This window comes from Pseudomonas sp. AC355, assembly GCF_979258205.1.
On record NZ_OZ409843.1, the window covers coordinates 1,100,266 to 1,122,767 of the forward strand.

Consider the following 22,502-nt stretch of genomic DNA (forward strand, 5'->3'; position numbering starts at 1 on the left):
TTCAAATGACAAAAATATCATATGTAAGTGAAGCCGATTTAGCGGAGCGGATCTTCGAAGAAGAACATTTTCGAGATATTAGGTTCGCTATAAATTATTATATCCCGCACTTTGGCGAGTACAGTACGGAAACTTTTTTTCTAGCGTATTGGCCTGAGATTGTAGAATCTAGATGGCTGTTAGATTTTGCGGCAAAACTTCCATTTGATGTAAGAGAGATCAAGGCCAGTAGGAAAAACGTGGCAACTGCTAGAGCTTCTGGCATAACTAGCTTTGTGTGCTTGCCAGTTAATATTGAGTCAATGCACGCGCGCGCGAATTCAACTCCAGTACTAAAAATAGTTCTATCCGATGAGCAAATGTATCTCCCTGTCAAGGACTTCCTTTCGAGTGAGTACGGGAATGGGTTCTTGCACATATCTATCGCAAAATCAGCGAGCAAGGAAGAAAAGGATTTTAGCTCAAGAAAAATAGGTAACTATGCCATAGCAAGAGCTCTTGCACTTCTAAAGGACGGCACAGTGCCGCAAGAGTTTTTTGAGGCAGTAAGTGAAGTGTTAGGGCCCAAGAAAAAGCCATGGAAGCGATTAGCTTTCCCTGGCTTTCGTCATGGGCTGACATATGCAAATGAATTGATAGCCGAGAGTTTATGTTTGGACATTGTTCGCGAGGGGAGGCTTATGCCCGGCGGCAATGAACACTACATCCCAGCGATACTACGTAGTAATCGAGCCCTATGGAAGTGCAGATCGAGTCTGACAGATAACGCTGCTACCGAAAACCGTTTATGTATCAGTGTCGAACCGATTTTATGGAGAATCTACAAGGCAGATTTAGATAAGCTATTCCCTGATAGCTCTCTAAAAAAAGAACTTGTCGCCGCCCTCAGGATCTATGTTGACTCCACTGTAAAGTCTGAGGGTTACACTAGACGATTGATTGACGATCAATCGGAACTGATGGCTGCCCTAACCTCAGATGCAGTGGGGATAACTTTTATTTTGCGACATCGGCAAGAGCTTGAATTGTTCAATGTCTCGCTGGGTATATTGGGGTTGTCTGATTTAGCTCCTATCATCCGAATTGAGCCTCGCATAAATAAGATCAAAGGCGATTTAATCAATTTAGCTAATTGCGCCAGAGGGAATGGCTGCCATGTCAATTTTAAATTAAACAAGCTTGGGATGAGGCTAAAAGAGCGAATGCTCTTGTTGGTTGATAAGCGTTTTTTGTCTTTTTTTGATGAAACCCTTCCCGAGTTTTCTGGGGTATCTATAGTGACTGACCTACCACTTGAATGGCTTCCTTTGAGGGGGTTGCCATTAATGTTGAGGTGTGACGTCAGCCGGCTGCCAGCGACTCCGGGCAATGTAAATCTATTCCAATCCATCAGAAGCCGACATAAAACAGTAGCTCTTTCTGACTTTGATGAAATACTAATCGTTCGGTCTTTCTCGGAAAGCGACAAGATTAAATACGTTCTTGAGTCCACTCTTCAGCACTGGGCTGACATGAATAAGGAATACCCGAAATATAGGATCGTTGATGTTGGGTCACCTGAAGAATTTGTAGCTGTAATTAATAGCTTTAAAGGGGCACTGATGATTTTTGATGGTCACGGCTCACTAAACACAGATTCCGCCATGGGTTCAATTATAGTTGGGGGCGAAGAATTAAATGTTTGGGAGCTGCAGGGTCAGATCAATATGCCCCCTATTATATTGCTCAGTGCTTGCGATACTATTCCAGTAGATGGCGGACATGGAGCTACAGCTAGCGGCATGCTTGCCCTAGGAGCTATGACAGTGCTTGGAACGCTTCTGCCTGTGAACGCTGTTAAATCCTCCACCTTCATTGCTCGACTTCTGCTTCGTATGTCAATGCTGCTTCCAATGGTAGTAAGAAACGTAAGCTATATGCCTTGGCGGGGGCTTATGAGTGGAATGCTGCGAATGACCTTTTGCACAGAACTAATCGAGAATTTGATTAAAGAGGCAAGAGTAATTAATACAAAGGATCGCTCTGCCATTCAGCTTGTTGCCAATAATGCTATTAACTCTATGTCTGCTGACTGGTATGAACAGGTTGTAGCAGAGATTTGTAAAAGGTCAGTTGTTGAGGAAAATGAGACTGTAGAGCGGTGCAAGTTCTGGGGGAGTATGGTGGACACCTTGAAATATACTCAGCTTGGGCGGCCTGAAAATATAAAACTGAGATCGAAAAATATTCACGAGGCTGCAGATCTCCTCATGAACTCCTGAAGGAGGGTCTAGTACTTACTGGTGAGGACTTGCCGATAGCCAACCTATTGTCCTGATAACTGCCATGGTGCAGTTGGTCACGGTCGTAATGCCATCTGAGTATAAGATCGATCTCACGGAGTGGGCCGTGCGCAAGCCCTGACCCAGATGGGCGAAGGCTGCACTAGGATTTAGTGGCCGCTGTATCAGAAACAGCCAATATCTTGTTGGGCCAGCGAGGTACTAATTCATCCAGTGGCTGGCATCCACTCTGCCTTAAGACTGCCAGAGCGACTGGCTCATAAATCGCTACTCTTAGCTTTTGAGTTAGGTAACACCACAGCGCTTGGCAGGGCCTGTAGTTGGCTGAGTCGTTGGCGAGTTTCCTCCCAAGCCGGGAAGAATTTACGCCATGCGGCCATCCCGCCCATCTCACCGACGGCAAGGAGCATGGCTTTGTGAGATGCAATAAGTAGATCGCGTTCGGCCTTTAGGGCCTCATTTTCCTGTGTCAGTCGGGCCACGCGCGCTTGCAGATTAGTACGAGACTGTTTGTCTGTCTTTTCCACTAGGGCGCGCAGTTCAGATTGACGTGCTTGGTACTGATCGAGCAATGCCTTACGTTCAGGCTGACGTGTTATATCGCTGGCGTGCTTGAAGGGGCAATCTTGCTGCCGGATAACCGAGCGCGCAGTGATGACGATGTTGTCGTTAAGCATGCGCTGGAGGACAGCTTCAAGCTCTTGAGCCTTCATGCAGGCCTCCAAGTTTTTGGTTCATCCAATATGCTCGTTCCGTGCTTGCTTTCCACGCCGCTATAGAGATCCTTACCATCAGGGAAGGGGTGCTCCATCGGAGCCGTGACAAGGATTTTCTCCAGACTCTCTAGTCGAGATTGGGCGTGTTTCAGCTGATTCTGCCATCCAATATTTCTGGCCTTAGGTGGGCTTGCCTCAATGACGTTAACTACATCAATCATTTGATGTTTTAATTTTTCTAGCCGTTGCTGTTCCTCAGGAATGCCTGAGCGGGTTAGGTGTCTGCAGTCATAGCATTCGAGATGTTTGGGGCAGGGGTCGACCGTGAAACTGTTCACGCAAAATCCAAACGGAGTGGCATGCAGGCCATCTGCTTCTGCAGAAAGATAGCGAAAAGCTTCGTCATCGCCCAAAGCCTCCTGAATCTTGAGAAACTCATCAACGATGGGGCCGCGAATCTTCTTCGCCATAATCATTTGCAGAGTTTCCTGCGCTCTTGGAGCCATGGATTCAGCTCCCTTAGGAAGATCAATATGCGCAAGGTCTTCCGCTAGACTGCGATGGTCATAAACATAGCTCTGAGCAACGCTGTGCCGATTGAAGCGCTTGGTGATGATTGTGTCGGCTACGCCCAAGCGGAACAGCTCAGCGTTCTGAAGATGACGGAGTGAGTGCGTATTCAAGCTGAGATCACGATCCTCATCAGTCTGGCCGTAGCGAAAAAAGATATTATTGGCTCCCCCGCCAAGATGGATTTGTAAGTCCTGCGTGGATGCACGCCCAACCGCGAAGTATCGATTCACATCCAAAATGCCGCCATTTCGTTCTTCGATAAGTGCTCGGATAGGCATCAAGAACATCAACTCGGCAGGGCTCAAGCGGCCTCCGTCACGTAATAGGAAAGGCGTAGTACCTGGTAGTTTGGAGGTCATTTCGCTCCTGACCATCGCCTCTGCTTCACTCACACAGATATATGCATTTTTCCAGTCGATCGGCTTAGTAAATGGCGTGCCGTCAGACCTTCGGATTGTAATTGGCAGCTTTTTGAAGTACTTCATACAGCTAGCCGACACGCCATGAGTTGGCACTTGGCGAATTTGCCGCTGACGCATTTCATCCAAATACACTGGGTCAAATGTTTCCCGGTATCTGCTGACGAGATCTACGGGAAGCGGGGGAGAGGCGAACCAAAGAGAGCCCGATATTCTACTGTAAACGTCCCATGCTGGAACCAAAGCATCTGGTGAGAGTTCTGGCAATAAACGACCTGTATTGATTTGGAGCCGTAGTCTTTCACGTAGCGGCCTCGTAAGCCGTTCTGCTTCACCTAAAGCTTCTAAGAGTAGGCTCTCAAAAATGACAGGAACATGCTGAATATTTTCGAACAGCACTATACCTTCAGAACCTACATCTTCAGCTTGTTTTTCCGAAAAATGTCGTATAGAAAGAGAGCGAGAAATCCCTCCTTTTGATTCTGCTGAACCACCATCTTCATCTAAGTGCTCGTGCCATTTCGCCCAGTCAACTGGTAGCAAAGTGTTTTCGCCGATACGAAATCCGCTGGCTATCGCGAGCTTAACTTGGCTGAATCTGATTGCATCCACAAAGGTTTTGGGCTGTTCAGTAAAAACGATACGGATGAGCTCCCAGAACGCTTTCTCATCTGGTAGTTTGGCCGCACCCTTGCGGTCAGAAAGCTCGGTTCTAACTTTTTCCGTTTGACGATATGTATTATTACCTAGCTTGAGCGCCGACACTTTATTATCGGCACGTTGCTGATCAGCATAGGGTGTGCAGAACTTGGAAAGAGGCGAGCGATCGGCAATATGAAGGCCGTCGATTAAAGTGCGAACCACCATGGCGATGTTGGCTGCTAATTTACCCGACGAACCAATTCCTAGGGCGACGTTATAGGCACGCTGTATCGCCGCAGGGGTTAGCTCCCAAGGTTCCTCAAAGTCTGCACAAGTGGCTATGATCCGCAATGGACGCCCGATGTTTACCAACGCATGTCTAGGTTTGTTTCGCTTGATCAGAAGCTCATTTAACAAGGAGGCTTGATAGTATTCGCGCCAGTGCTTTGATAGCGGCTGCATAGCGATTGGAATGAGGTTCTGCTTATCACGCAAAACATTGAGTATTTCTAGAGCATTAGCATCGTAAGCCAGTGATGAGTGCCAGAAATACGGCGGAGTAACCAATCCAGAAAGAGTAGCAAGGTCCCACCGAGAGGGCTTCGGAACGATTCCATCGGTATCAACCGGCAGATCCCATTGAAGACCTTTAGACCTTGCTATTGCTTTGCCATTTTCAATGAATTGACGGTAGAAATGGTTCATATCGGTTCAACGCCGTTTTCAGCATGCTTCAACCGAATCTCTTTCGCTACCTGTAATGCAGCCTGAAACATTCGACGCAGCTGGGTATAAGCAGGACTTTCCTCGTTGAAACGAGATGCACTGGCAAATTCACTAACGACAGGTCTCAGACTCTCGACCACCGACTCGTGGACTTTTGCATCAGACAATGGCAGAAATTTTCGACAGGTGTAGCAACTCAGAACCGGATTTTTGGAGCACAGTGATTGACCTGCAGAACAACCACCAATGCCGGCGATAGGTATACCGTGCGGGATCCCTCCTATTTGCTGGTCAGCGGGGAGGTGAAGGAGGGCGTTTTTGTCAATAGTACGAGTTCTTGCCACTTCTGCCACATTGGAATATATCGTGGAAATTGCGAGTGCCTGATTTATTCGCTGCGCTTGTGTTGGGGAAGTATCGAAGTAGACGTTGGCCGTCAATGTGGTTGCATGTCCCATGAACTCGGACAGCGCGATATGAGATGTACCGGCATCCGCCAATCGCTGGGCTGCAGTATGTCGGAGATCTGTTGGGGACCAGCGCGTGCCAGTAATCTCCTCCGTAAGGCTTGATAAGGCAGCAGAAAGCCTTTTAGGTGGTAAATCGAAGTAGCTGTCACTGGAAACTGCATCGCAATGGCGAGCTGAGTACTCCATGAAAATCGAACACCACTCTGGTTTCATCCGCCGAGTAACCCTGCGTAGAGCCTCATTGCCTCGTTGTTTTAGAAGAGGGATAGCCAAATGAACCGCGCCATTTTCGTAACAGCGGACATCAGTTTTCTTTATGCGTGCGATTTGACCTGGCCTGCATCCATATTGATGAGTAATTACCAAAATGCAGGCATTTCTGAGCTTAATGGTTGCCTGAGTTTCAGGAGCCTTACGGACAGAGTCGGAGAGCTCATCTAAAAAGTCGACCAATAAAGACTGGTGATCCAGAGGTAGAAAACACTCTCCAGTTCGAACGGTTTTATAGATATCTTGAGCTGGCGAATTAAACTGGCTTACATAGGGTCGATTTTCAGGGCGCCAAAACCCAATAGATAAGTTGCAGAGAGAGTGAAGTATTGTTCGAATGTTGCGCGCATAAGCCCATGTTTTGGTAGCTTGGATCTCGGTTACCCAAAGATTTCGAAATTCCTCGGGGCGTAAAACTAATGACTGAATAAAGTGCTCAGCCTGATCACTGTTTCGGAGGATGCCACTGCAGATATTTGCCACGCTGGAAGGCTCTAACCTACTAAATAAATCTACAGTCGCGTGTTTGAGGATGAATTGTAAGTCATCATCAAGTGCCGAGAAGTCTAGGCGAACTCTTTCACCGTCATATCGAATTTCCCAAACACTGGAGCTTTCAGGGCCTCGGATTGAGTGGTACTTATCATCAAAGTCATCATAGTAGCGTATTGTACTCGGAAGACTTGGTAGCTCAGTGGCTATGGAGGAAAGCCTACTGTTTAGCTCAAATAATGAATGATTCATTGTGTTCTCCCGAAAACCGATCGAATAGTTTTAATCAGGCGGTCATAAGTTTCACTCCACATATCAGTAGAATCAGACTCGAAATATGCTCGAGCGTAATGCCTTGGCATTGGAGAGGAGGGTGCCCATCCAAAAAATATGCGAAGTTTCTCTGTTGCCATATCAAGCTCATCACCAAGAGAAACGTACCTGCCAAGTCGATACACCGCACAGGTGTGTCGAAGATCGTGCGCTGTAACACCTGATCTGTTACGCGCAGCTAGCTCCTTTTTTGATGCGGGAGATAAGTTTTGGCTGGCCACTTCAAAAACGCGATGAATAGACCTAAGAGACAGAGCTTTGTTATGTTGAGAACCGAACAAATAACTGTGAGGGGCCCCTCGGCGGTAGCTGCTCAATATAATATCTGACACTGAAACAATTTCTGCAGTTAGTGGTAGCTGACGCCGAGAATGAGCTGTTTTCAAACTAGGGGAGTTGAAGCGCCTATCTTCATCCTCGTAAGGGCTTTCCGCGACATTTAGCCAGAACTTATCGCCACCAGAAACAATGTCAAAGTCAGACTTGATTGCGTCTGCTGGTAATATAGCAATTTCACCACGCCTCAATCCAAGATGCAGCATCAGTAGAAATATGAGGAAATTTCGCCATCGGAGAGCTTTAGTCTTGAATGGATTTCTTACAGATATCGGCGAGAAAATTTCATAGAGATCTTCGACCACTACCGCAGGTAGCGCTCGAATAGCGGCTGGAGGCTTTGGCCTCGCAGGGGAAACCTGGGAATAGAGACGATCAAGTCTTAAGAGTCGACTATGAATCTTACTGTAGTCTCCAGCTGAAGAAGCGCTCAAATGACTGACAATGTCCGCGACAAAGGATCTTGCTGATTCCCACGCTTGGTTGTTATTTACACCGCGTACGCTGCTGTCATTCCTGAGGCTGGCGAGGAAGCTACTCAATGCGGATTCGAGCATGGGCATATCTAGCTTAGAGAGGATTCGATCCAGAGCGCCTGATCCGAATTGCCGATCAGTTGCCTGGTAGAACCTCTCTATGGCGTATAGATGGTGTCCACGGGTTGTGAGCCCCATATTTGCCTTGAGGACGTCGGCCCACACAGTCGCCCAAAATCTAGGAAGGCCTAGCTCATCAATTAGAAGCCAGCCCTTGGTCGATTTCGGAGTAGAAGGATTTCGAAGTTTGATGCATGCCATAGTGCGGCAATGCTAGAGACGAAGAGCGCGTGATGGCAAGCCTTGAGTCAGGAGCCATAGGGTCGCGTTGAGCTATAGATAGGAGTAAGTGCAACACCTTTGAAACGGCATTCGTTTAACATAATATACATTATGCGAACTAAAGCTGTCGCTCACGGGTAAGCTATCTCGCGGTTTCTGCAGGTTCACTCCTGATCATGATCAAACCAAGCATTCGCTTTGGCGATCACCGCTTTGCGTGCGCTGCCAGATTCGCTGAATGGCCCTGGTATGGTGAATTGCTTGAGTGGTTTTCCGTTGTCGTCCTGAAATGTGGCGATGACTGCTTGTGCGACGCCGCCCAGTTCGGTTGCCCAGATGAATTCGAGCTGCACGTTGCGTGAGCCGCTTCTGCTGGTGTGAGTGAATGCCAGCTTTTTGCTGGTAAGAGTCGTCATGGTGAAAACACTCTGAAAGATTTAAGCCGCCTATTTCTCTCATTTCACTGTAGGTGATTGAACGGATACGTCTAGCGCGAATGACCAAGGCTTTCGCTGCGCCTTTTGCGACACGCAGCGAAAGCCTTGTTTGCAGGAGCGTTTAGAGGATAAGACTACCGATCAAGGCCAGCAGGAAGGCAATGCTGCCCAGCAAGGTCTCCATCACTGTCCAGGTCTTTAGGGTGGTTTTCTCGTCCATTTCCAAGAAACGGCTGACCAGCCAGAAGCCCGAATCATTGACGTGAGAAAGAACCGTTGCACCACCGGCAATAGCGACGACGATAAAACACAGATCGAACTCGCTCAGTCCTGGAGTTGCCGCAACCGTGGGAGCCATCAGCGCCGCCGCCGTGGTCAGTGCTACTGTGGCTGAGCCTTGGGCCACACGCAGCGCCGCAGAGATCACAAATGCCGCAACGATAACGGGCATCCCTGTATCCGAGAGCGTTGCCGCTAGAGCATCACCGATGCCGCTGGCACGCAATACGCCACCGAACATGCCGCCTGCACCTGTTACAAGGATGATCGAGCAGATTGGTGCAAGCGCGCCTTCACAGATTTTTTCCAGGTGCTTGCGCCCATGACGACCGCTGAAGGCGATCAGAGCAAAAAGCACCGTTATCAGCAGTGCTACTGGCGTTTTGCCGATCATGCGCAGGAACTGTACCCAGTCACTGCTGCCATCGACCGCACCCACCACGCTAAGGGTATTAAGCCCTGTATCGAGGAAGATCAGCACGAGGGGCATCAGCAGAATGGTCATCACCAGCGCGAACGACGGCGGTGCCACACTGTTGTCGCGCTCGACCTCCGTCAGGAAGCTAGCCGGCAGCTTCAGGTCAAAGCGTTTGCCTGCCCACAAGCCGAACAGATAACTGCCGAAATACCAGGTTGGCAACGCGATCAACCCGCCTACGAGAACCAGCAAGCCAATATTGGCACCCAGCAACTCTGACGCTGCAACGGGGCCAGGGTGCGGTGGCACCAGGGCATGCATGGCCGCAAAGGCACCGGCTGCAGGCAATGCGTAGGTCAGCGTGGAGCCGCCGAAACGTTTGGCCACGCTGAAAATGATCGGCAGCATCACGACCAATCCGGCATCAAAGAAAATCGGGAAGCCGAACAGCAGCGAGGCGACGCCCAAGGCAAATGGCGCACGCTGCTCACCGAATTTATTGATCAGCGTGTCCGCAAGCACCTGAGCGCCACCAGTGACTTCAAGCAATCGGCCAATCATCGCACCCAGACCAACCAGTAACGCTACGGCTGCCAAGGTACTGCCGAACCCACTTAATAGGGCTGGGACGACTTTATCGTAGGGGATCTGCGTAGCCAGCGCGGTGATGATACTGACCAGCACCAGCGCGACGAAGGCATGCAGACGAAAACGGATGATCATCAACAGCAGCAGAAGTACGGCGCCTGCTGCGATGGATAGAAGCGCTCCAGCGCCGAGGGTAGTGGCTACCTCATTCATGATGAGCGCCCTCCTCTACAACTGCTGCCATTCGGCAAGGCCGAGCGTGATCATCTTTCAGGGACAGGTAACGGTGAGCGTGATGGATGGTTTTCATATCGTCTCCACTTGTCTTTGTTATGGGAGAAACTGGGTTGTTGCGTTATCAGCAGGTGTTATCGATCGGACGCGCACCACCAGTCAGCGGCCTTCTGGCCGAGCGTATCGATGGCTTGCGTGGCATCAAGGGTCAGCGTTGCATGCTCGCCGCGAGGCGATTCGAGTGTGGCGAACTGGCTGTCGATAAGGCTGGCAGGCATGAAATGACCGGGACGGTCGCCCACACGTTTGGCAGCTTCTTCGCGGGACAGCTCGAGAAAGACGAAGCCTAGCCCAGGCACTGCCTCGCGCAACCGATCACGGTATTGGCGCTTGAGCGCGGAACAGGCCAGCAATGGCCGATCATGGGTTTCGAGTGCGCTGGCCAATTCCTGGCCCAGGCGAGTCAGCCAGTCAGCACGATCCTCATCGGTAAGAGGCGTGCCGGCGCTCATCTTCTCGATGTTCGCGGGAGGGTGAAATTGGTCACCTTCAATCAGGTAACCGCCGACCTTTTCGGCGATCGCTTCTCCGACGCAACTCTTGCCACAGCCGGATACGCCCATGACTACCAAGGCGGTTATTGGGTTATGCATATCTCAACTCCAGCGGAAGACAGCGCTATCTTTGAAGATCGTAAATATCTGCAAGACGGCGGCTTCGAATGTTGTAAATGTTATTCGCCAGGTACTGCTGCTCCGGGCCATATGAGCAATCCACATGATTGCCAAGCCACTGAGACAGCGCTACCTTAAACGCCAATTACTGCCGATGACAAGCCCTTGCAATGAAATCTCCGACTCCCAGCAACTCCCGTACCCTTGGTATGCCCACGCTGGCAGAAGTCGCCGAACGCGCAGGGGTTTCCACTATCACCGCATCACGCGCATTGCGTGGTGTTGCGACAGTCGGGGCTGATCTCGCTGAACGCGTGCGCAAGGCGGCCGATGAACTGGGCTATGTGGCGAACCCTGCCGCTCGCACCCTGGCGTCGGCGCGTAGCACGTCGGTCGTGGTGTTGATCCCCTCCCTGTCCAACCAGTTGTTCATCGAGCCACTGGATGCGATTCACGAAGTGATGCGCCCACGTGGTATCGAGGTTCTGATTGGCGATTACCATTATTGCCGGGATGAGGAAGAACGGCTGGTGCGCAACTATCTGCCGTATCGGCCGATGGGCATGCTGCTGACCGGCTTCGACCGCACCGAGGGCACACGGCATTTGCTGAGCGCCAGCCGTATTCCCTGTGTGCACATGATGGAATTGAGCAGCGCGCCTGGTATCGCCAGCGTCGGTTTTTCTCAGCAGGCTGCCGGTGAAGCTGTAGCGCAACATCTGCTGCAGCAGGGGCGCAAACGGCTCGCTTATGTCGCAGCCCAGTTAGACCCGCGGGTGATGCAGCGTGGTGAGGGGTTCCGGCGCACGCTGCAGGCCGCCGGTGTGTATGACCCAGCGCTGGAATTGCTGCACCCCCTGCCCTCATCCATCGGCTTGGGTGGCCAGCTGTTTCGTGAGCTGATGCAACGCCACCCGGATATCGACGGCATCTTCTTCTGCAATGACGACCTTGCTCAGGGCGCACTGTTCGAAGCGCAGCGTTGTGGTATCGCGGTTCCCGGGCGTGTGGCGCTGGTCGGTTTCAACGACTTGCCAGCGTCCGCCCATACGGTGCCAAGGCTGTCGTCGATTCATACGCCGCGCACCGAAGTCGGCCGCGAAGCCGCCAATCTGTTGCTGAAAATGCTCGATGGCCGCCCTGCTGCGCCGAGTGTCGATCTCGGTTTCGAACTGCGGGTTCGCGAAAGCAGCTAGTCGATCGAGCCATCGCTTTTGGTCATCAAACCGCAATCGATTTTCGACATGCTTCGATCCTGACACAGGGATGTGTTGCCCCAGAAAAAAGCCCGGTCAAATGCCGGGCTTCTTTCGTTCAGGGTTGGATCAGTCCAGCGTCAGTGCGACACGGCCGCGATCCGGGCAGGCTTCCATGTAGCGATGTGCTTCGACGAATTCCTCGAACGGAAAGGTCTTGTCGATGCGCGGTTTGAGCAAACCTTCAGCAGTGAGTTTGTTGATGTGATCAAGCGCCCGCTGCACTGCTGCGCAATCCTGTTCGATTCCCAGTTCCGAGTGTCCGGTGAAATCCAGCACGCAGTGACGGAAGAACTGCAGGTGTTTCTTGAACGCGGCGCAGGCAGGGAATGCGGTGTCGTTGCCACCGTTGAGCCCGTACAGGATCAGCTTACCCCGGGTGGCCGCAACATCACCGAGCAGCTTGAGTTGCTGACCGGCGCAGTGGTCGAGGATCACTTCGGCGCCCTTGCCTTCGGTGTAACGCTCGACCTCGAGAACCAGATCCTGCTCTTCGGTGAAGATGATCTTGTCGGCGCCCAGTTCGCGCAGGAACTCACGGCTGTCCGGCACGCTGGTCGATACGATGACATTGGCGCCGAGCGCCTTGGCCAGTTGAACCGACTGCGGAGCCAGGCAATGGCAGGCCTCCGTGATCAGAACGTGCTGACCCGCCTTGAGCTTGGCCAGGTCGACCATCGCGAAGTAGGCGAACAGCAGGCCGGTGTAATGCACGCTGGCTTCCTGCGGGCTGAGCACGTCAGGAAAGCGGGTCAGTGCAAAACGCGGCACGACCACGCGGTCGCCCCAGGTCGGATAGCGATTGGGGGTACTGGCCGGGAAGGCGGCAACCTGCGCGCCGACTTCGAGGTCATCAACGCCCTCGCCTACGGCTTCTACGATACCGGCCAATTCTGAGCCGACACCTGATGGTAATTTGGCTTCTTCCGACGCCAGGTTCTGGCGCCACAGTACGTCACCCCAGCTAACCCCAAGGGCCTGGACGCGTACCAGTACCTCCCCCGCTGCGGGGGTAGGTGTCGGCATTTCTTCGCACTGCAATACGCTGGCGTCGCCGAACTTGTGGAAACGGATCATGCGGGACATCGTCAACCTCAACTGATCGCGGATTGGTTATTCATTGGAATCGACTTTATCTGCTGACCTTCACGTACACCACCCGGCCCGATTGATAGTCGTCATGCCTGACAGTGATATAGGCCACTAGAACGTGTGGATATATCGATGATACCGGTGTCTTTCCCAATTCGCTCAAGTGCTCGTACTATTGGCGGACAAGGCTCTCACTAGCGTCCCGCTCTGGCAAGCCCGCACATTGGTACTTGGATGAACCGCAACGACCTGCGCCGTCTCGATCTCAACCTGCTGATCGTTTTCGAAACACTCATGCATGAACGCAGCGTGACCCGCGCGGCAGAGAAACTGTTTCTCGGCCAGCCGGCGATCAGCGCCGCGTTGTCGCGGCTGCGTACGCTATTCGACGACCCTTTGTTCGTGCGCACCGGGCGCAGCATGGAGCCCACGGCCCGCGCCCAGGAAATCTTCGGCCTGCTCTCGCCCGCCCTGGATTCGATCTCGACGGCGGTCAGCCGTGCTTCTGAATTCGACCCGGCCACCAGTACGGCAGTATTTCGCGTCGGCCTCTCCGACGATGTCGAGTTCGCCCTGCTTCCTGCCCTGCTCCGCCGTATGCGCTCCGAGGCGCCCAACGTGGTGCTGGTGGTGCGCCGCGCCAACTACCTGCTGATGCCCAACCTGCTGGCCTCTGGCGAGATCTCGGTGGGTGTCAGTTACACCGAGGAGCTGCCAGCCAACGCCAAGCGCAAGACCCTGCGCCGCAGCAAGCCGAAGCTGTTGCGTGCCGATGTCGTGCCCGAACCGCTGAGCCTGGACGACTACTGCGCTCGCCCGCATGCCATGGTGTCCTTCGCGGGGGATCTCAATGGTTTTGTCGATGAGCAACTGGCGCGCCTGAATCGCAGCCGCAAGGTGGTGCTCGCCGTGCCGCAGTTCAATGGCCTGGGCACCCTGCTGGCAGGCACCGACCTGATCGCCGTGGTCCCCGACTACACCGCTGCTACCCTCACCGCTGCTGGCGGGCTGCGCGCCGAAGACCCACCCTTCGAGAGCGACACGTTCGAAATGTCCATGGCCTGGCGCGGCGCTCAGGACAACGACCCGGCCGAGCGCTGGCTGCGGTCGCGGATCCAGATGTTCTTCGGTGATCCGGACAGCCTCGAATAACAGATTCAGCCATGCCGGACGATCTATGCAGTATAGATAGGTAGCTTGCTATTTATATTCCAAATCGTAATATCATCATTCACAGTGATATCTATCTTCGGAGCGTTCGATTCGTTCCTTGATGTTGCTGAGACCAGACTCCGCCTCCATCACTACTAACACCTTGGCGGATCGTAATCATGGAACAGCCCACTACCCGGCTCTGGCCCTTTCCTCTGGCACTCGCCGCAACTCTGGTGCTCGCCGCCTGCGGCAAGAGTGAGGATGTGGCGCAACAACAGATGCCTGCGGCGAAAGTCACTGTGGCCGAGGTCATCGAACAGCCACTCAACGAGTGGGATGAATTCACCGGTCGCCTCGAGGCACCTGAATCCGTGCAAGTCCGCCCACGCGTCTCGGGCTTCGTCGACAAGGTAAGCTTCAACGAAGGCGCCCTGGTGAAGAAAGGTGATCTGCTGTTCCAGATTGATCCGCGCCCCTTCCAGGCCGAAGTCAAACGCCTCGAAGCGCAACTGCAGCAAGCCCGCGCCAATCAGGCTCGCACGGTCAGTGAATCACGCCGTGGCGAACGTCTGCGTGAGGGCAATGCGATCTCCACCGAACTGGCTGATGCGCGCAAAACCGCGGCCCAGGAAGCTCAGGCTGCAGCGGCCTCTATTCAGGCCGAGCTCGACAACGCCCGCCTCAACCTCAGTTTCACACGCGTGACCGCGCCTATCGACGGTCGCGTCAGCCGTGCCGAAGTCACTGCCGGCAACCTGGTGACCGCCAGCGAATCGCTGCTGACCTCGCTGGTGTCCACCGACAAGGTGTATGCCTACTTCGACGCCGACGAACGTGCCTTCCTCAAGTACACCGAGTTGGCCCGCCAGTCCGGCCACGACAGCCGCGGCAAGAGCCCTGTTTATCTGGGGCTGTCGAACGAAGACGGTAACCCGCATCTGGGCCAGCTGGACTTCCTCGATAACCAGGTCAACCCGCGTACTGGCACCATTCGTGGCCGCGCAGTGTTCGACAACGCAGACGGCCGCTTCACCCCAGGCCTGTATGCGCGTTTGAAGCTGGTCGGCAGCGATACCTACGACGCCACCTTGATTCAGGATGTCGCCGTCGGTACCGATCTCGGCAAGAAGTTCGTGCTGGTGCTCGGCGCCGACAACAAGGTCGTCTACCGCTCCGTGCAGTTGGGGCCGAAGCTCGAAGGTCTGCGCATCGTCCGTGACGGCCTGGCCAAGGGCGAACGTGTGGTGGTCAACGGCCTGCAGCGGGCGATCCCGGGCAGTACGGTGGATCCGCAGTCTGTGCCGATGGCCGATGAGAAAACCCTGGCGGCTCTGGAACGTCAGCGCCGAGCGGTTGCTTCGGCCCGCGCCGAACGCAGTGACGAGCCGCTGAAGGTCAGCCTCAAGTAACACCCTGCTTCACCCGCTTTTCCCTTACCTGAAATCCTGCTCGCGCCATTGATGGCGTGGGCAGGCTGTGCTGTGCCCGTCATTCCAAGGACACTCAGATGAACTTTTCCCAGTTCTTCATCCAGCGGCCGATCTTCGCCGCCGTGCTGTCGCTGATCATCTTGATCGGCGGCGCCATCTCGCTGTTCCAACTGCCGATCAGCGAATACCCGGAAGTGGTGCCGCCCACTGTAGTGGTCACCGCCAACTTCCCGGGCGCCAACCCCAAGGTCATCGGTGAAACCGTGGCCTCGCCGCTGGAGCAGGCCATCGTCGGTGTCGAGGGCATGCTGTACATGTCCTCCCAGGCCAATAATGACGGGCGCATGACGCTGACCATCACCTTTGCCCTGGGTACCAATCTGGATACTGCCCAGGTGCAGGTGCAGAACCGCGTGACGCGCACCATGCCGACCCTGCCCACTGAGGTGCAGCGCCTCGGCGTGACGGTCGACAAGGCCTCGCCGGACATGACCATGGTGGTCCACCTGACGTCGCCGGATAACAGCTACGACATGCTCTACCTGTCCAACTACGCCGCGCTGAACATCAAGGACGAGCTGTCGCGCCTGGATGGTGTCGGTGATGTGCGGCTGTTCGGTCTGGGTGACTACTCGATGCGCGTCTGGCTCGACCCGGACAAGGTCGCCTCCCGCGGGCTGACCGCCACCGACGTGGTCAACGCCATCCGCGAGCAGAACCGTCAGGTCGCTGCCGGCTCCCTGGGCGCACCGCCGGGCGCCGGTGACACCAGCTTCCAGCTGTCGATCAACGCCCAGGGCCGTCTGGTTACCGAGGAAGAGTTCGAGAACATCGTCATCCGTGCCGGCGAGAACGGCGAGATCACGCGTCTCAAGGATATCGCGCGGATCGAACTGGGTTCCGAGCAGTACGCCCTGCGTTCGCTGCTCAACAACCAGCCGGCCGTGGCCATGCCGATCTTCCAGCGCCCGGGCTCCAACGCCATCGCCATCTCCGATGCGGTGCGTGAGCGCATGGCCGAGCTGAAGGAGAGCTTCCCTCAGGGCGTGGACTACGAAATCGTCTACGACCCGACCATCTTCGTACGCGGCTCCATCGAGGCGGTGGTGCACACCCTGCTCGAGGCCATCGTGCTGGTGGTACTGGTGGTGATTCTGTTCCTGCAGACCTGGCGTGCCTCGATCATTCCCCTGGCCGCCGTACCGGTGTCGCTGATCGGCACCTTCGCGGTGATGCACATGTTCGGCTTCTCGCTCAACGCCCTGTCGCTGTTCGGCCTGGTGTTGGCCATCGGTATCGTGGTGGACGACGCTATCGTGGTGGTGGAGAACGTCGAGCGTAACATCGGCCTCGGCAAGACGCCGGTCGAAGCTACCAAACAGGCGATGAAGGAAGTCACCGGCCCCATCGTCGCCACGGCGCTGGTGCTGTGTGCCGTGTTCATCCCTACCGCGTTCATTTCCGGGCTTACCGGGCAGTTCTATCAGCAGTTCGCGCTGACCATCGCCATCTCCACGGTGATCTCGGCCTTCAACTCCCTGACCCTGTCGCCGGCCCTGGCTGCCGTGCTGCTCAAAGGCCATAACGAGCCGAAGGATCGCTTCTCGCGTGGCCTCGACCGTCTGTTCGGGCGCTGGTTGTTCAACCCCTTCAACCGGGTATTCGACCGTGCCAGCAATGGCTATGTCGGCACCGTACGCCGGGTACTGCGCGGCAGCGGCATCGCGCTGGTGGTTTACGCCGGCTTGATGGGCCTGACCTACCTGGGCTTTGCCAGCACGCCGACCGGCTTCGTGCCGCCGCAGGATAAACAGTACCTGGTCGCCTTCGCCCAGCTACCGGACGCTGCCAGCCTGGATCGCAGCGAAGCGGTGATCAAACGCATGTCCGACATCGCCTCCAAGCACCCCGGCGTGGCCAACACCGTGGCGTTCCCTGGCCTGTCGATCAACGGCTTCACCAACAGCCCCAACAGCGGTATCGTGTTCGTCACCCTGAAAGACTTCGACGAACGCAAGGATGCGTCGCTGAGCGCCAATGCCATCGCGGCTGAACTGAATGGCAAGTTCGCAGATATTCAGGAGGCTTACATCGCCATCTTCCCACCACCACCGGTGATGGGCCTGGGTACCATTGGCGGCTTCCGTGTGCAGGTTCAGGACCGCGCCAACCTGGGCTACGACGAGCTGTACAAACAGACCCAGAACATCATCGCCAAGAGCCAGCAGGTACCTGAGTTGGCCGGGTTGTTCACCAGCTATCAGGTCAACGTGCCACAAGTGGAGGCCAACATCGACCGTGAGAAGGCCAAGACCCACGGCGTGGATATCGATCAGATCTTCGACACCATGCAGGTCTACCTGGGCTCGCTGTACGCCAATGACTTCAACCGTTTCGGTCGTACCTATCAGGTCAACGTCCAGGCCGATCAGCAATTCCGCCTGGAAGCCGAGCAGATCGGTCAGTTGAAGGTGCGTAACAACCGTGGCGAGATGATTCCGCTGTCGACCTTCGTGAAGGTCAGCGACAGTGCCGGCCCTGACCGGGTGATGCACTACAACGGCTTCATCACCGCGGAAATCAACGGTGCGGCAGCGCCCGGCTACAGCTCCGGCCAGGCCGAAGCGGCGATGGCCAAGCTGCTGAAGGAAGAGCTGCCCAACGGCATGAGCTTCGAGTGGACCGAGCTGACCTATCAGCAGATCCTCGCCGGCAACACCGCGCTGTTCGTGTTCCCGCTCTGTGTCTTGCTGGCCTTCCTGGTGCTGGCCGCTCAGTACGAAAGCTGGAGCCTGCCGCTGGCGGTCATCCTGATCGTGCCGATGACGCTGCTGTCGGCCATCACCGGGGTGATCCTGGCGGGGGGACAACAACATCTTCACCCAGATCGGATTGATCGTACTGGTGGGATTGGCGTGTAAGAACGCCATCCTCATCGTCGAGTTCGCCAAGGAGCAGCAGGAGCATGGGTTGGATCGCGTCGCCGCGGTGCTGGAAGCCTGCCGCTTGCGCTTGCGGCCCATCCTGATGACCAGCTTCGCCTTCATCATGGGCGTGGTGCCCCTGGTGTTGTCGAGCGGCGCCGGTGCGGAAATGCGTCATGCCATGGGTGTTGCGGTGTTCAGCGGCATGCTCGGGGTGACCTTCTTCGGCCTGCTGCTGACGCCAGTGTTCTATGTGCTGATCCGCGCTTTCGTGGAAAAACGCGAAGCCCGCAAGGCAGCCCGTCTGCAGGAGGTGCAGGCATGAATTCCCTGACCAAGATGTTACCCCGCAGCTTGTTGTTCAGTGCCCTGACGCTTGCCTTGACTGCCTGTGCAGTCGGGCCTGATTACAAGGCGCCGGACAGCGCCACCGTGACCTCGGCGCAAAGCGCCGGGGGCGGCTACGACACCAGCCGTTTCGAAACCCAATGGTGGCAGCAGTTCGAAGATCCGACCCTGAGCCAGCTGGTGCAGCAGTCGCAGCAGGACAACCGCGAACTGCGCGTGGCCTATGCCCGCCTGCGTGCTGCCCGCTCGATCCGCGACGATGTCGCCAATGACCGCTTGCCCACCGTAACCACCCGGGCCAGCAGCGAAATCGGCAAGGCCCAGCAACCTGGGGTGACTGAAGAACGGATCAATGCCGAGCGTTATGACCTGGGCCTGGACATGGCCTGGGAACTCGACCTGTTCGGGCGTATTCAGCGGCAACTAGAAGCCAGCGAAGCGCAGATCGATGTCGCCCAGGCCGACTATCAGCAACTGCAGGTCAGCCTGATCGCCGAGCTGGTGGATGCCTACGGCACGCTGCGTGGCGCACAGCTGCGTGAACGTATCGCCCGTGACGATCTGGACAACCAGCGCTCGTCGCGCGACATCATCGAGCGACGCCGCGAAGTGGGCATGGGCAGCGAGCTAGACGTACTGCGTTCCGACGCCCGTCTGGCGGCCACCGAAGCCACAGTGCCACGTCTGCAGGCCGAACAGGTGCGGGCTCGCAACCGTATCGCCACCCTCCTCGGCCAGCGTCCGGATCAACTCAGTGTGGACCTGGCAGCACGCCCGCTACCCGCCATATCCAAGGCGCTGCCTATTGGTGACCCGGGTGAGTTACTGCGTCGCCGCCCGGACATTCGTGCCGCCGAGCGCGAGCTGGCCGCAGCCACCGCTCAGATTGGCGTGGCCACGGCAGACCTGTTTCCGCGGGTCAGCCTGTCCGGCTTCCTCGGTTTTACTGCGGGCCGTGGCTCGCAGTTGGGCTCATCGGCGGCACGCGCCTGGGGCGTAACACCGACCATCACCTGGGCGGCATTCGATCTGGGCAGCGTCCGTGCCCGTCTGCGCGGTGCCGAGGCGGATGCCGATGGCGCACTGGCGGGTTACGAGCAGCAGGTACTGCTGGCTCTGGAAGAGTCCGAGAACGCCTTCAGCGATTACGGCAAACGCCAGGAGCGCCTGCTTGCATTGGTACGTCAGTCAGAAGCCAGCCGTGCGGCTGCGGCCCAAGCCGGCTTGCAGTACCGCGAAGGTACGGCTGACTTTCTGGTGCTGCTCGACGCCGAACGCGAGCGCCTGGCCGCCGAAGACAGCCAGGCCCAGGCCGAGGTCGAGTTGTACCAAGGCATCGTCGCCATCTACAAGGCGCTGGGTGGCGGTTGGCAGCCAGCGTCCTGAATCGCTTTTCCCTCCCTGGCCAGCGCAGCTGGCCCTTGATGCCCCTCGGTTCGTGTTCCTGACCGAGGGGCTTTTTTATGGACGCCGGTTTTGTGTTCGGGCAGGCACATGCTTCCCAGGGCCCTGTTTCATCGGGGGCGCTGGAGCTGCTGCGCTGTCATGTGTGATTGAAAATGATGGTTTTCATCGGAATCCTCGATTGCCGCGCACGCCGCCTTCCGGTACAAACGGCAGCTTGTCGCCGTGGCCCGGCCGTCCCGTCTCGTTGGAGAAGTTCATGTCCCGCTCTACCACGCCCGCCCCGCTGCTGCTCGTGATCGCTCTGGCCAGCGCCGCCATGCTCGCCGGCGCGCTGATCGCGCAGCACGTCTTTGGCTGGGAGCCTTGCACACTGTGTGTGCAGATCCGTCTGTGGCTGGCCTTGGTCACTGTTATCGCCCTGCTGCTCAGCGCTGCCGCAGCGGCCCGGCAGACCTGGTTGGCGGTGCTGCTGTGGCCACTGCTGCTCGCCGCCAGTGGTATGGCGCTGATCGACAACGCCCACGTCACCCTCATTGAGCTGGGCATCATGGAAAGCTTCAGCTGCTCGCCCTTCCCGTTCTATTACCAGACCCTGCCGCTACACGAATACTGGCCAGGCGTGTTCATGAGCGGTGGCATCTGCGGGCAGAACGATTACAAGATTCTCGGCCTGCCCTTCACCGTCTGGACCCTGGCAAGCATCGCCGTGTTGTTCGCACTGGTGCTGTTCACCTTGTGGCGCAGCATCCGCGGCAAGCGCTGAGCCCGATATGCGCAAGGTATTGGTCATCGGCTACGTCTGGCCGGAACCCCGTTCGTCCGCAGCGGGCAGCCGCATGCTCGAACTGCTCGGCGTGTTTCACGGCCAGGGCTGGCAGGTCACCTTCGCCAGCGCGGCGGCGCTGTCTTCGCATCGCGCGGATTTGAGCGAATTGCAGATCGCCGAAGTGCCCGTTGCCCTGAACTGCGACAGTTTCGACGCGTTGGTTGCTCAGCTGCAGCCGGATCTGGTGCTGTTCGACCGATTCTTCACCGAAGAGCAGTTCGCCTGGCGGGTCGAGCGCGCCTGGCCACAGGCCCTGCGGGTACTCGACACCAGCGACCTGCACTGCTTGCGCGACGCCCGTCACGCCTTGCTCAAGGCCAGCCAGCACGCCTGTTCGAACGAAACCGAGCGGCAGCAGGTCGGCCCGGTGCACGCCACTGCACAGGTTCTGTACGAGGCCATGGCGGACAGCGACATGGCGCAGCGCGAAATCGCCTCGATCTACCGTTGCGACCTCACGCTGATGATTTCCGAATTCGAGATAAGCATGCTGCAGGAACAGTTCAAGGTGCCGGCAGCGCTGCTGCATGACTGTGCGCTGATGCTGATTCCGCCTGCGCTCGAGAGCCTGCCGTTTGCCGAGCGACAGCACTTCCTGAGCATCGGCAACTTTCGTCATGCGCCGAACTGGGATGCCGTGCTGTGGCTCAAGCATGCGCTGTGGCCGCTGATCCGCACGCGCCTGCCCCAGGCGCAACTGCACGTGTACGGCGCCTACCCGCCACCCAAGGCCACGGCACTGCACAATCCCAAACAGGGCTTCCATGTACTCGGTTGGGTCGACGATGCTCACCAGGTCATGGCCCAGGCGCGGATCTGTCTGGCCCCCCTGCGCTTCGGCGCCGGCATCAAAGGCAAACTGGCCGACGCCATGGCCTGCGGCACACCCAGCGTGACCACGCTGATCGGCAGCGAAGGCATGCACGGCGAGCTGCCATGGCCCGGCAGCATCGCTGCTGATGCCACTGCAATCGCCGATGCTGCGGTGCAGCTGTATGAGAACGAAGCTCGCTGGCTCGACGCGCAGCGACAAGGCCATGCCCTGCTCGCTGCCCGTTTCGATCGCCAGCGACTCGGCGAAACGTTGGTGGCCCGCTTGAATCTGCTGTTCGCGACGCGAGAGCAACATCGTCAGGCCAATTTCGTGGGCGCCATGCTGCGTCATCATCAGCACAAGAGCACCCAGTACATGTCGCAGTGGATCGCGGCCAAGAATGCAGCTATACCGGTAAAAGCAAGCATTTGAGGGCAATCTTCCAGGTTTCCTGCAGCTCCTCAGACGGATGTCACAAATATGGCGTCATGATTGCAGTAGACTTCGCAAATAACCGTAACCGGTTCCAGCACGGACGTTTCT

At 56.1% G+C, this 22,502-nt stretch carries 15 protein-coding genes and 1 pseudogene; 8 read left to right on the forward strand and 8 right to left on the reverse strand.

Annotation, left to right across the window (positions count from 1 at the left end; genetic code table 11):
- Window positions 1-5 precede the first annotated feature (5 nt).
- Window positions 6-2,261 (forward strand): hypothetical protein, encoded by a 2,256-nt coding sequence (locus ACZ0AI_RS05270; protein ID WP_463564875.1) that lies wholly within the window; start codon window positions 6-8, stop codon window positions 2,259-2,261.
- A gap of 278 nt (window positions 2,262-2,539) precedes the next feature.
- Here ACZ0AI_RS05270 and ACZ0AI_RS05275 read toward each other — a convergent pair whose 3' ends face one another.
- The 7 genes from ACZ0AI_RS05275 to ACZ0AI_RS05305 all read right to left on the reverse strand — a co-directional run bounded on the left by ACZ0AI_RS05275 (window position 2,540) and on the right by ACZ0AI_RS05305 (window position 10,686).
- A complete protein-coding gene (locus ACZ0AI_RS05275; RefSeq protein ID WP_463564876.1) occupies window positions 2,540-2,995 on the reverse strand; it encodes a hypothetical protein in 456 nt (151 codons plus the stop codon).
- The gene (locus tag ACZ0AI_RS05280) at window positions 2,992-5,337 is read right to left on the reverse strand and encodes a hypothetical protein (RefSeq protein WP_463564877.1); all 2,346 of its coding nucleotides are present in this window, start codon (window positions 5,335-5,337) and stop codon (window positions 2,992-2,994) included. The genes ACZ0AI_RS05275 and ACZ0AI_RS05280 overlap by 4 nt, the downstream gene beginning before the upstream one ends.
- Window positions 5,334-6,842 carry a site-specific integrase gene (locus ACZ0AI_RS05285; protein ID WP_463564878.1) on the reverse strand — a complete coding sequence of 503 codons (1,509 nt, stop codon included), beginning with the start codon at window positions 6,840-6,842 and terminating at the stop codon, window positions 5,334-5,336. Before ACZ0AI_RS05285 ends, ACZ0AI_RS05280 begins: the two co-directional genes overlap by 4 nt.
- Entirely contained in the window at window positions 6,839-7,816 is a 978-nt protein-coding gene (locus ACZ0AI_RS05290; RefSeq protein WP_463564879.1) for a tyrosine-type recombinase/integrase, read from the reverse strand. Before ACZ0AI_RS05290 ends, ACZ0AI_RS05285 begins: the two co-directional genes overlap by 4 nt.
- Before the next feature lie 425 nt (window positions 7,817-8,241).
- The gene (locus ACZ0AI_RS05295; protein WP_463564880.1) at window positions 8,242-8,493 is read right to left on the reverse strand and encodes a hypothetical protein; all 252 of its coding nucleotides are present in this window, start codon (window positions 8,491-8,493) and stop codon (window positions 8,242-8,244) included.
- A 142-nt stretch (window positions 8,494-8,635) separates the two neighbouring features.
- Window positions 8,636-10,012, reverse strand: a complete 1,377-nt coding sequence (locus ACZ0AI_RS05300; RefSeq protein WP_463564881.1) for a GntP family permease — start codon at window positions 10,010-10,012, stop codon at window positions 8,636-8,638.
- A 155-nt stretch (window positions 10,013-10,167) separates the two neighbouring features.
- On the reverse strand, window positions 10,168-10,686 hold the full coding sequence (locus tag ACZ0AI_RS05305) for a gluconokinase (protein WP_463564882.1): 519 nt from the start codon (window positions 10,684-10,686) through the stop codon (window positions 10,168-10,170).
- Window positions 10,687-10,877: 191 nt separating this feature from the next.
- On the opposite strand from ACZ0AI_RS05305, the gene gntR reads away from it, so the two are divergent.
- Window positions 10,878-11,903, forward strand: coding sequence for an HTH-type transcriptional regulator GntR (gntR, locus tag ACZ0AI_RS05310; RefSeq protein ID WP_463564883.1), 1,026 nt, complete (start codon window positions 10,878-10,880; stop codon window positions 11,901-11,903).
- Between the two features lie 129 nt (window positions 11,904-12,032).
- Here the strand turns inward: gntR and ACZ0AI_RS05315 are convergent, their stop codons facing one another.
- A complete protein-coding gene (locus tag ACZ0AI_RS05315) occupies window positions 12,033-13,049 on the reverse strand; it encodes a zinc-dependent alcohol dehydrogenase family protein (protein ID WP_463564884.1) in 1,017 nt (338 codons plus the stop codon).
- 240 nt (window positions 13,050-13,289) lie between these two features.
- Between ACZ0AI_RS05315 and ACZ0AI_RS05320 the strand changes: the two genes are divergently transcribed.
- From ACZ0AI_RS05320 to ACZ0AI_RS05345, 6 genes and pseudogenes are all read left to right on the forward strand, one after another.
- Window positions 13,290-14,207 (forward strand): LysR family transcriptional regulator, encoded by a 918-nt coding sequence (locus ACZ0AI_RS05320; RefSeq protein ID WP_463564885.1) that lies wholly within the window; start codon window positions 13,290-13,292, stop codon window positions 14,205-14,207.
- A 179-nt stretch (window positions 14,208-14,386) separates the two neighbouring features.
- Window positions 14,387-15,619 carry a multidrug efflux RND transporter periplasmic adaptor subunit MexE gene (gene mexE, locus ACZ0AI_RS05325; RefSeq protein WP_463564886.1) on the forward strand — a complete coding sequence of 411 codons (1,233 nt, stop codon included), beginning with the start codon at window positions 14,387-14,389 and terminating at the stop codon, window positions 15,617-15,619.
- A gap of 98 nt (window positions 15,620-15,717) precedes the next feature.
- Window positions 15,718-18,889, forward strand: a pseudogene (locus tag ACZ0AI_RS05330) (efflux RND transporter permease subunit).
- 14 nt (window positions 18,890-18,903) lie between these two features.
- Complete coding sequence (locus ACZ0AI_RS05335; RefSeq protein ID WP_463566055.1) at window positions 18,904-20,298, forward strand: efflux transporter outer membrane subunit; 1,395 nt, start codon at window positions 18,904-18,906, stop codon at window positions 20,296-20,298.
- A 277-nt stretch (window positions 20,299-20,575) separates the two neighbouring features.
- Window positions 20,576-21,082 (forward strand): disulfide bond formation protein B, encoded by a 507-nt coding sequence (locus tag ACZ0AI_RS05340; RefSeq protein WP_463564887.1) that lies wholly within the window; start codon window positions 20,576-20,578, stop codon window positions 21,080-21,082.
- A 7-nt stretch (window positions 21,083-21,089) separates the two neighbouring features.
- On the forward strand, window positions 21,090-22,391 hold the full coding sequence (locus tag ACZ0AI_RS05345) for a glycosyltransferase (RefSeq protein WP_463564888.1): 1,302 nt from the start codon (window positions 21,090-21,092) through the stop codon (window positions 22,389-22,391).
- Window positions 22,392-22,502: the final 111 nt, after the last annotated feature.

Bases quoted from the DNA above. Each gene is read 5' to 3' on its own strand.
- ACZ0AI_RS05335 (WP_463566055.1), top strand. From the start codon at position 18,904: ATGTTACCCCGCAGCTTGTTGTTCAGTGCCCTGACGCTTGCCTTGACT.
- ACZ0AI_RS05270 (WP_463564875.1), top strand. From the start codon at position 6: ATGACAAAAATATCATATGTAAGTGAAGCCGATTTAGCGGAGCGGATC.
- ACZ0AI_RS05320 (WP_463564885.1), top strand. From the start codon at position 13,290: ATGAACCGCAACGACCTGCGCCGTCTCGATCTCAACCTGCTGATCGTT.
- ACZ0AI_RS05275 (WP_463564876.1), bottom strand. From the start codon at position 2,995: ATGAAGGCTCAAGAGCTTGAAGCTGTCCTCCAGCGCATGCTTAACGAC.
- ACZ0AI_RS05285 (WP_463564878.1), bottom strand. From the start codon at position 6,842: ATGAATCATTCATTATTTGAGCTAAACAGTAGGCTTTCCTCCATAGCC.
- ACZ0AI_RS05280 (WP_463564877.1), bottom strand. From the start codon at position 5,337: ATGAACCATTTCTACCGTCAATTCATTGAAAATGGCAAAGCAATAGCA.
- gntR (WP_463564883.1), top strand. From the start codon at position 10,878: ATGAAATCTCCGACTCCCAGCAACTCCCGTACCCTTGGTATGCCCACG.
- ACZ0AI_RS05345 (WP_463564888.1), top strand. From the start codon at position 21,090: ATGCGCAAGGTATTGGTCATCGGCTACGTCTGGCCGGAACCCCGTTCG.
- ACZ0AI_RS05340 (WP_463564887.1), top strand. From the start codon at position 20,576: ATGTCCCGCTCTACCACGCCCGCCCCGCTGCTGCTCGTGATCGCTCTG.
- ACZ0AI_RS05305 (WP_463564882.1), bottom strand. From the start codon at position 10,686: ATGCATAACCCAATAACCGCCTTGGTAGTCATGGGCGTATCCGGCTGT.
- mexE (WP_463564886.1), top strand. From the start codon at position 14,387: ATGGAACAGCCCACTACCCGGCTCTGGCCCTTTCCTCTGGCACTCGCC.
- ACZ0AI_RS05295 (WP_463564880.1), bottom strand. From the start codon at position 8,493: ATGACGACTCTTACCAGCAAAAAGCTGGCATTCACTCACACCAGCAGA.
- ACZ0AI_RS05290 (WP_463564879.1), bottom strand. From the start codon at position 7,816: ATGCTCGAATCCGCATTGAGTAGCTTCCTCGCCAGCCTCAGGAATGAC.
- ACZ0AI_RS05300 (WP_463564881.1), bottom strand. From the start codon at position 10,012: ATGAATGAGGTAGCCACTACCCTCGGCGCTGGAGCGCTTCTATCCATC.
- ACZ0AI_RS05315 (WP_463564884.1), bottom strand. From the start codon at position 13,049: ATGTCCCGCATGATCCGTTTCCACAAGTTCGGCGACGCCAGCGTATTG.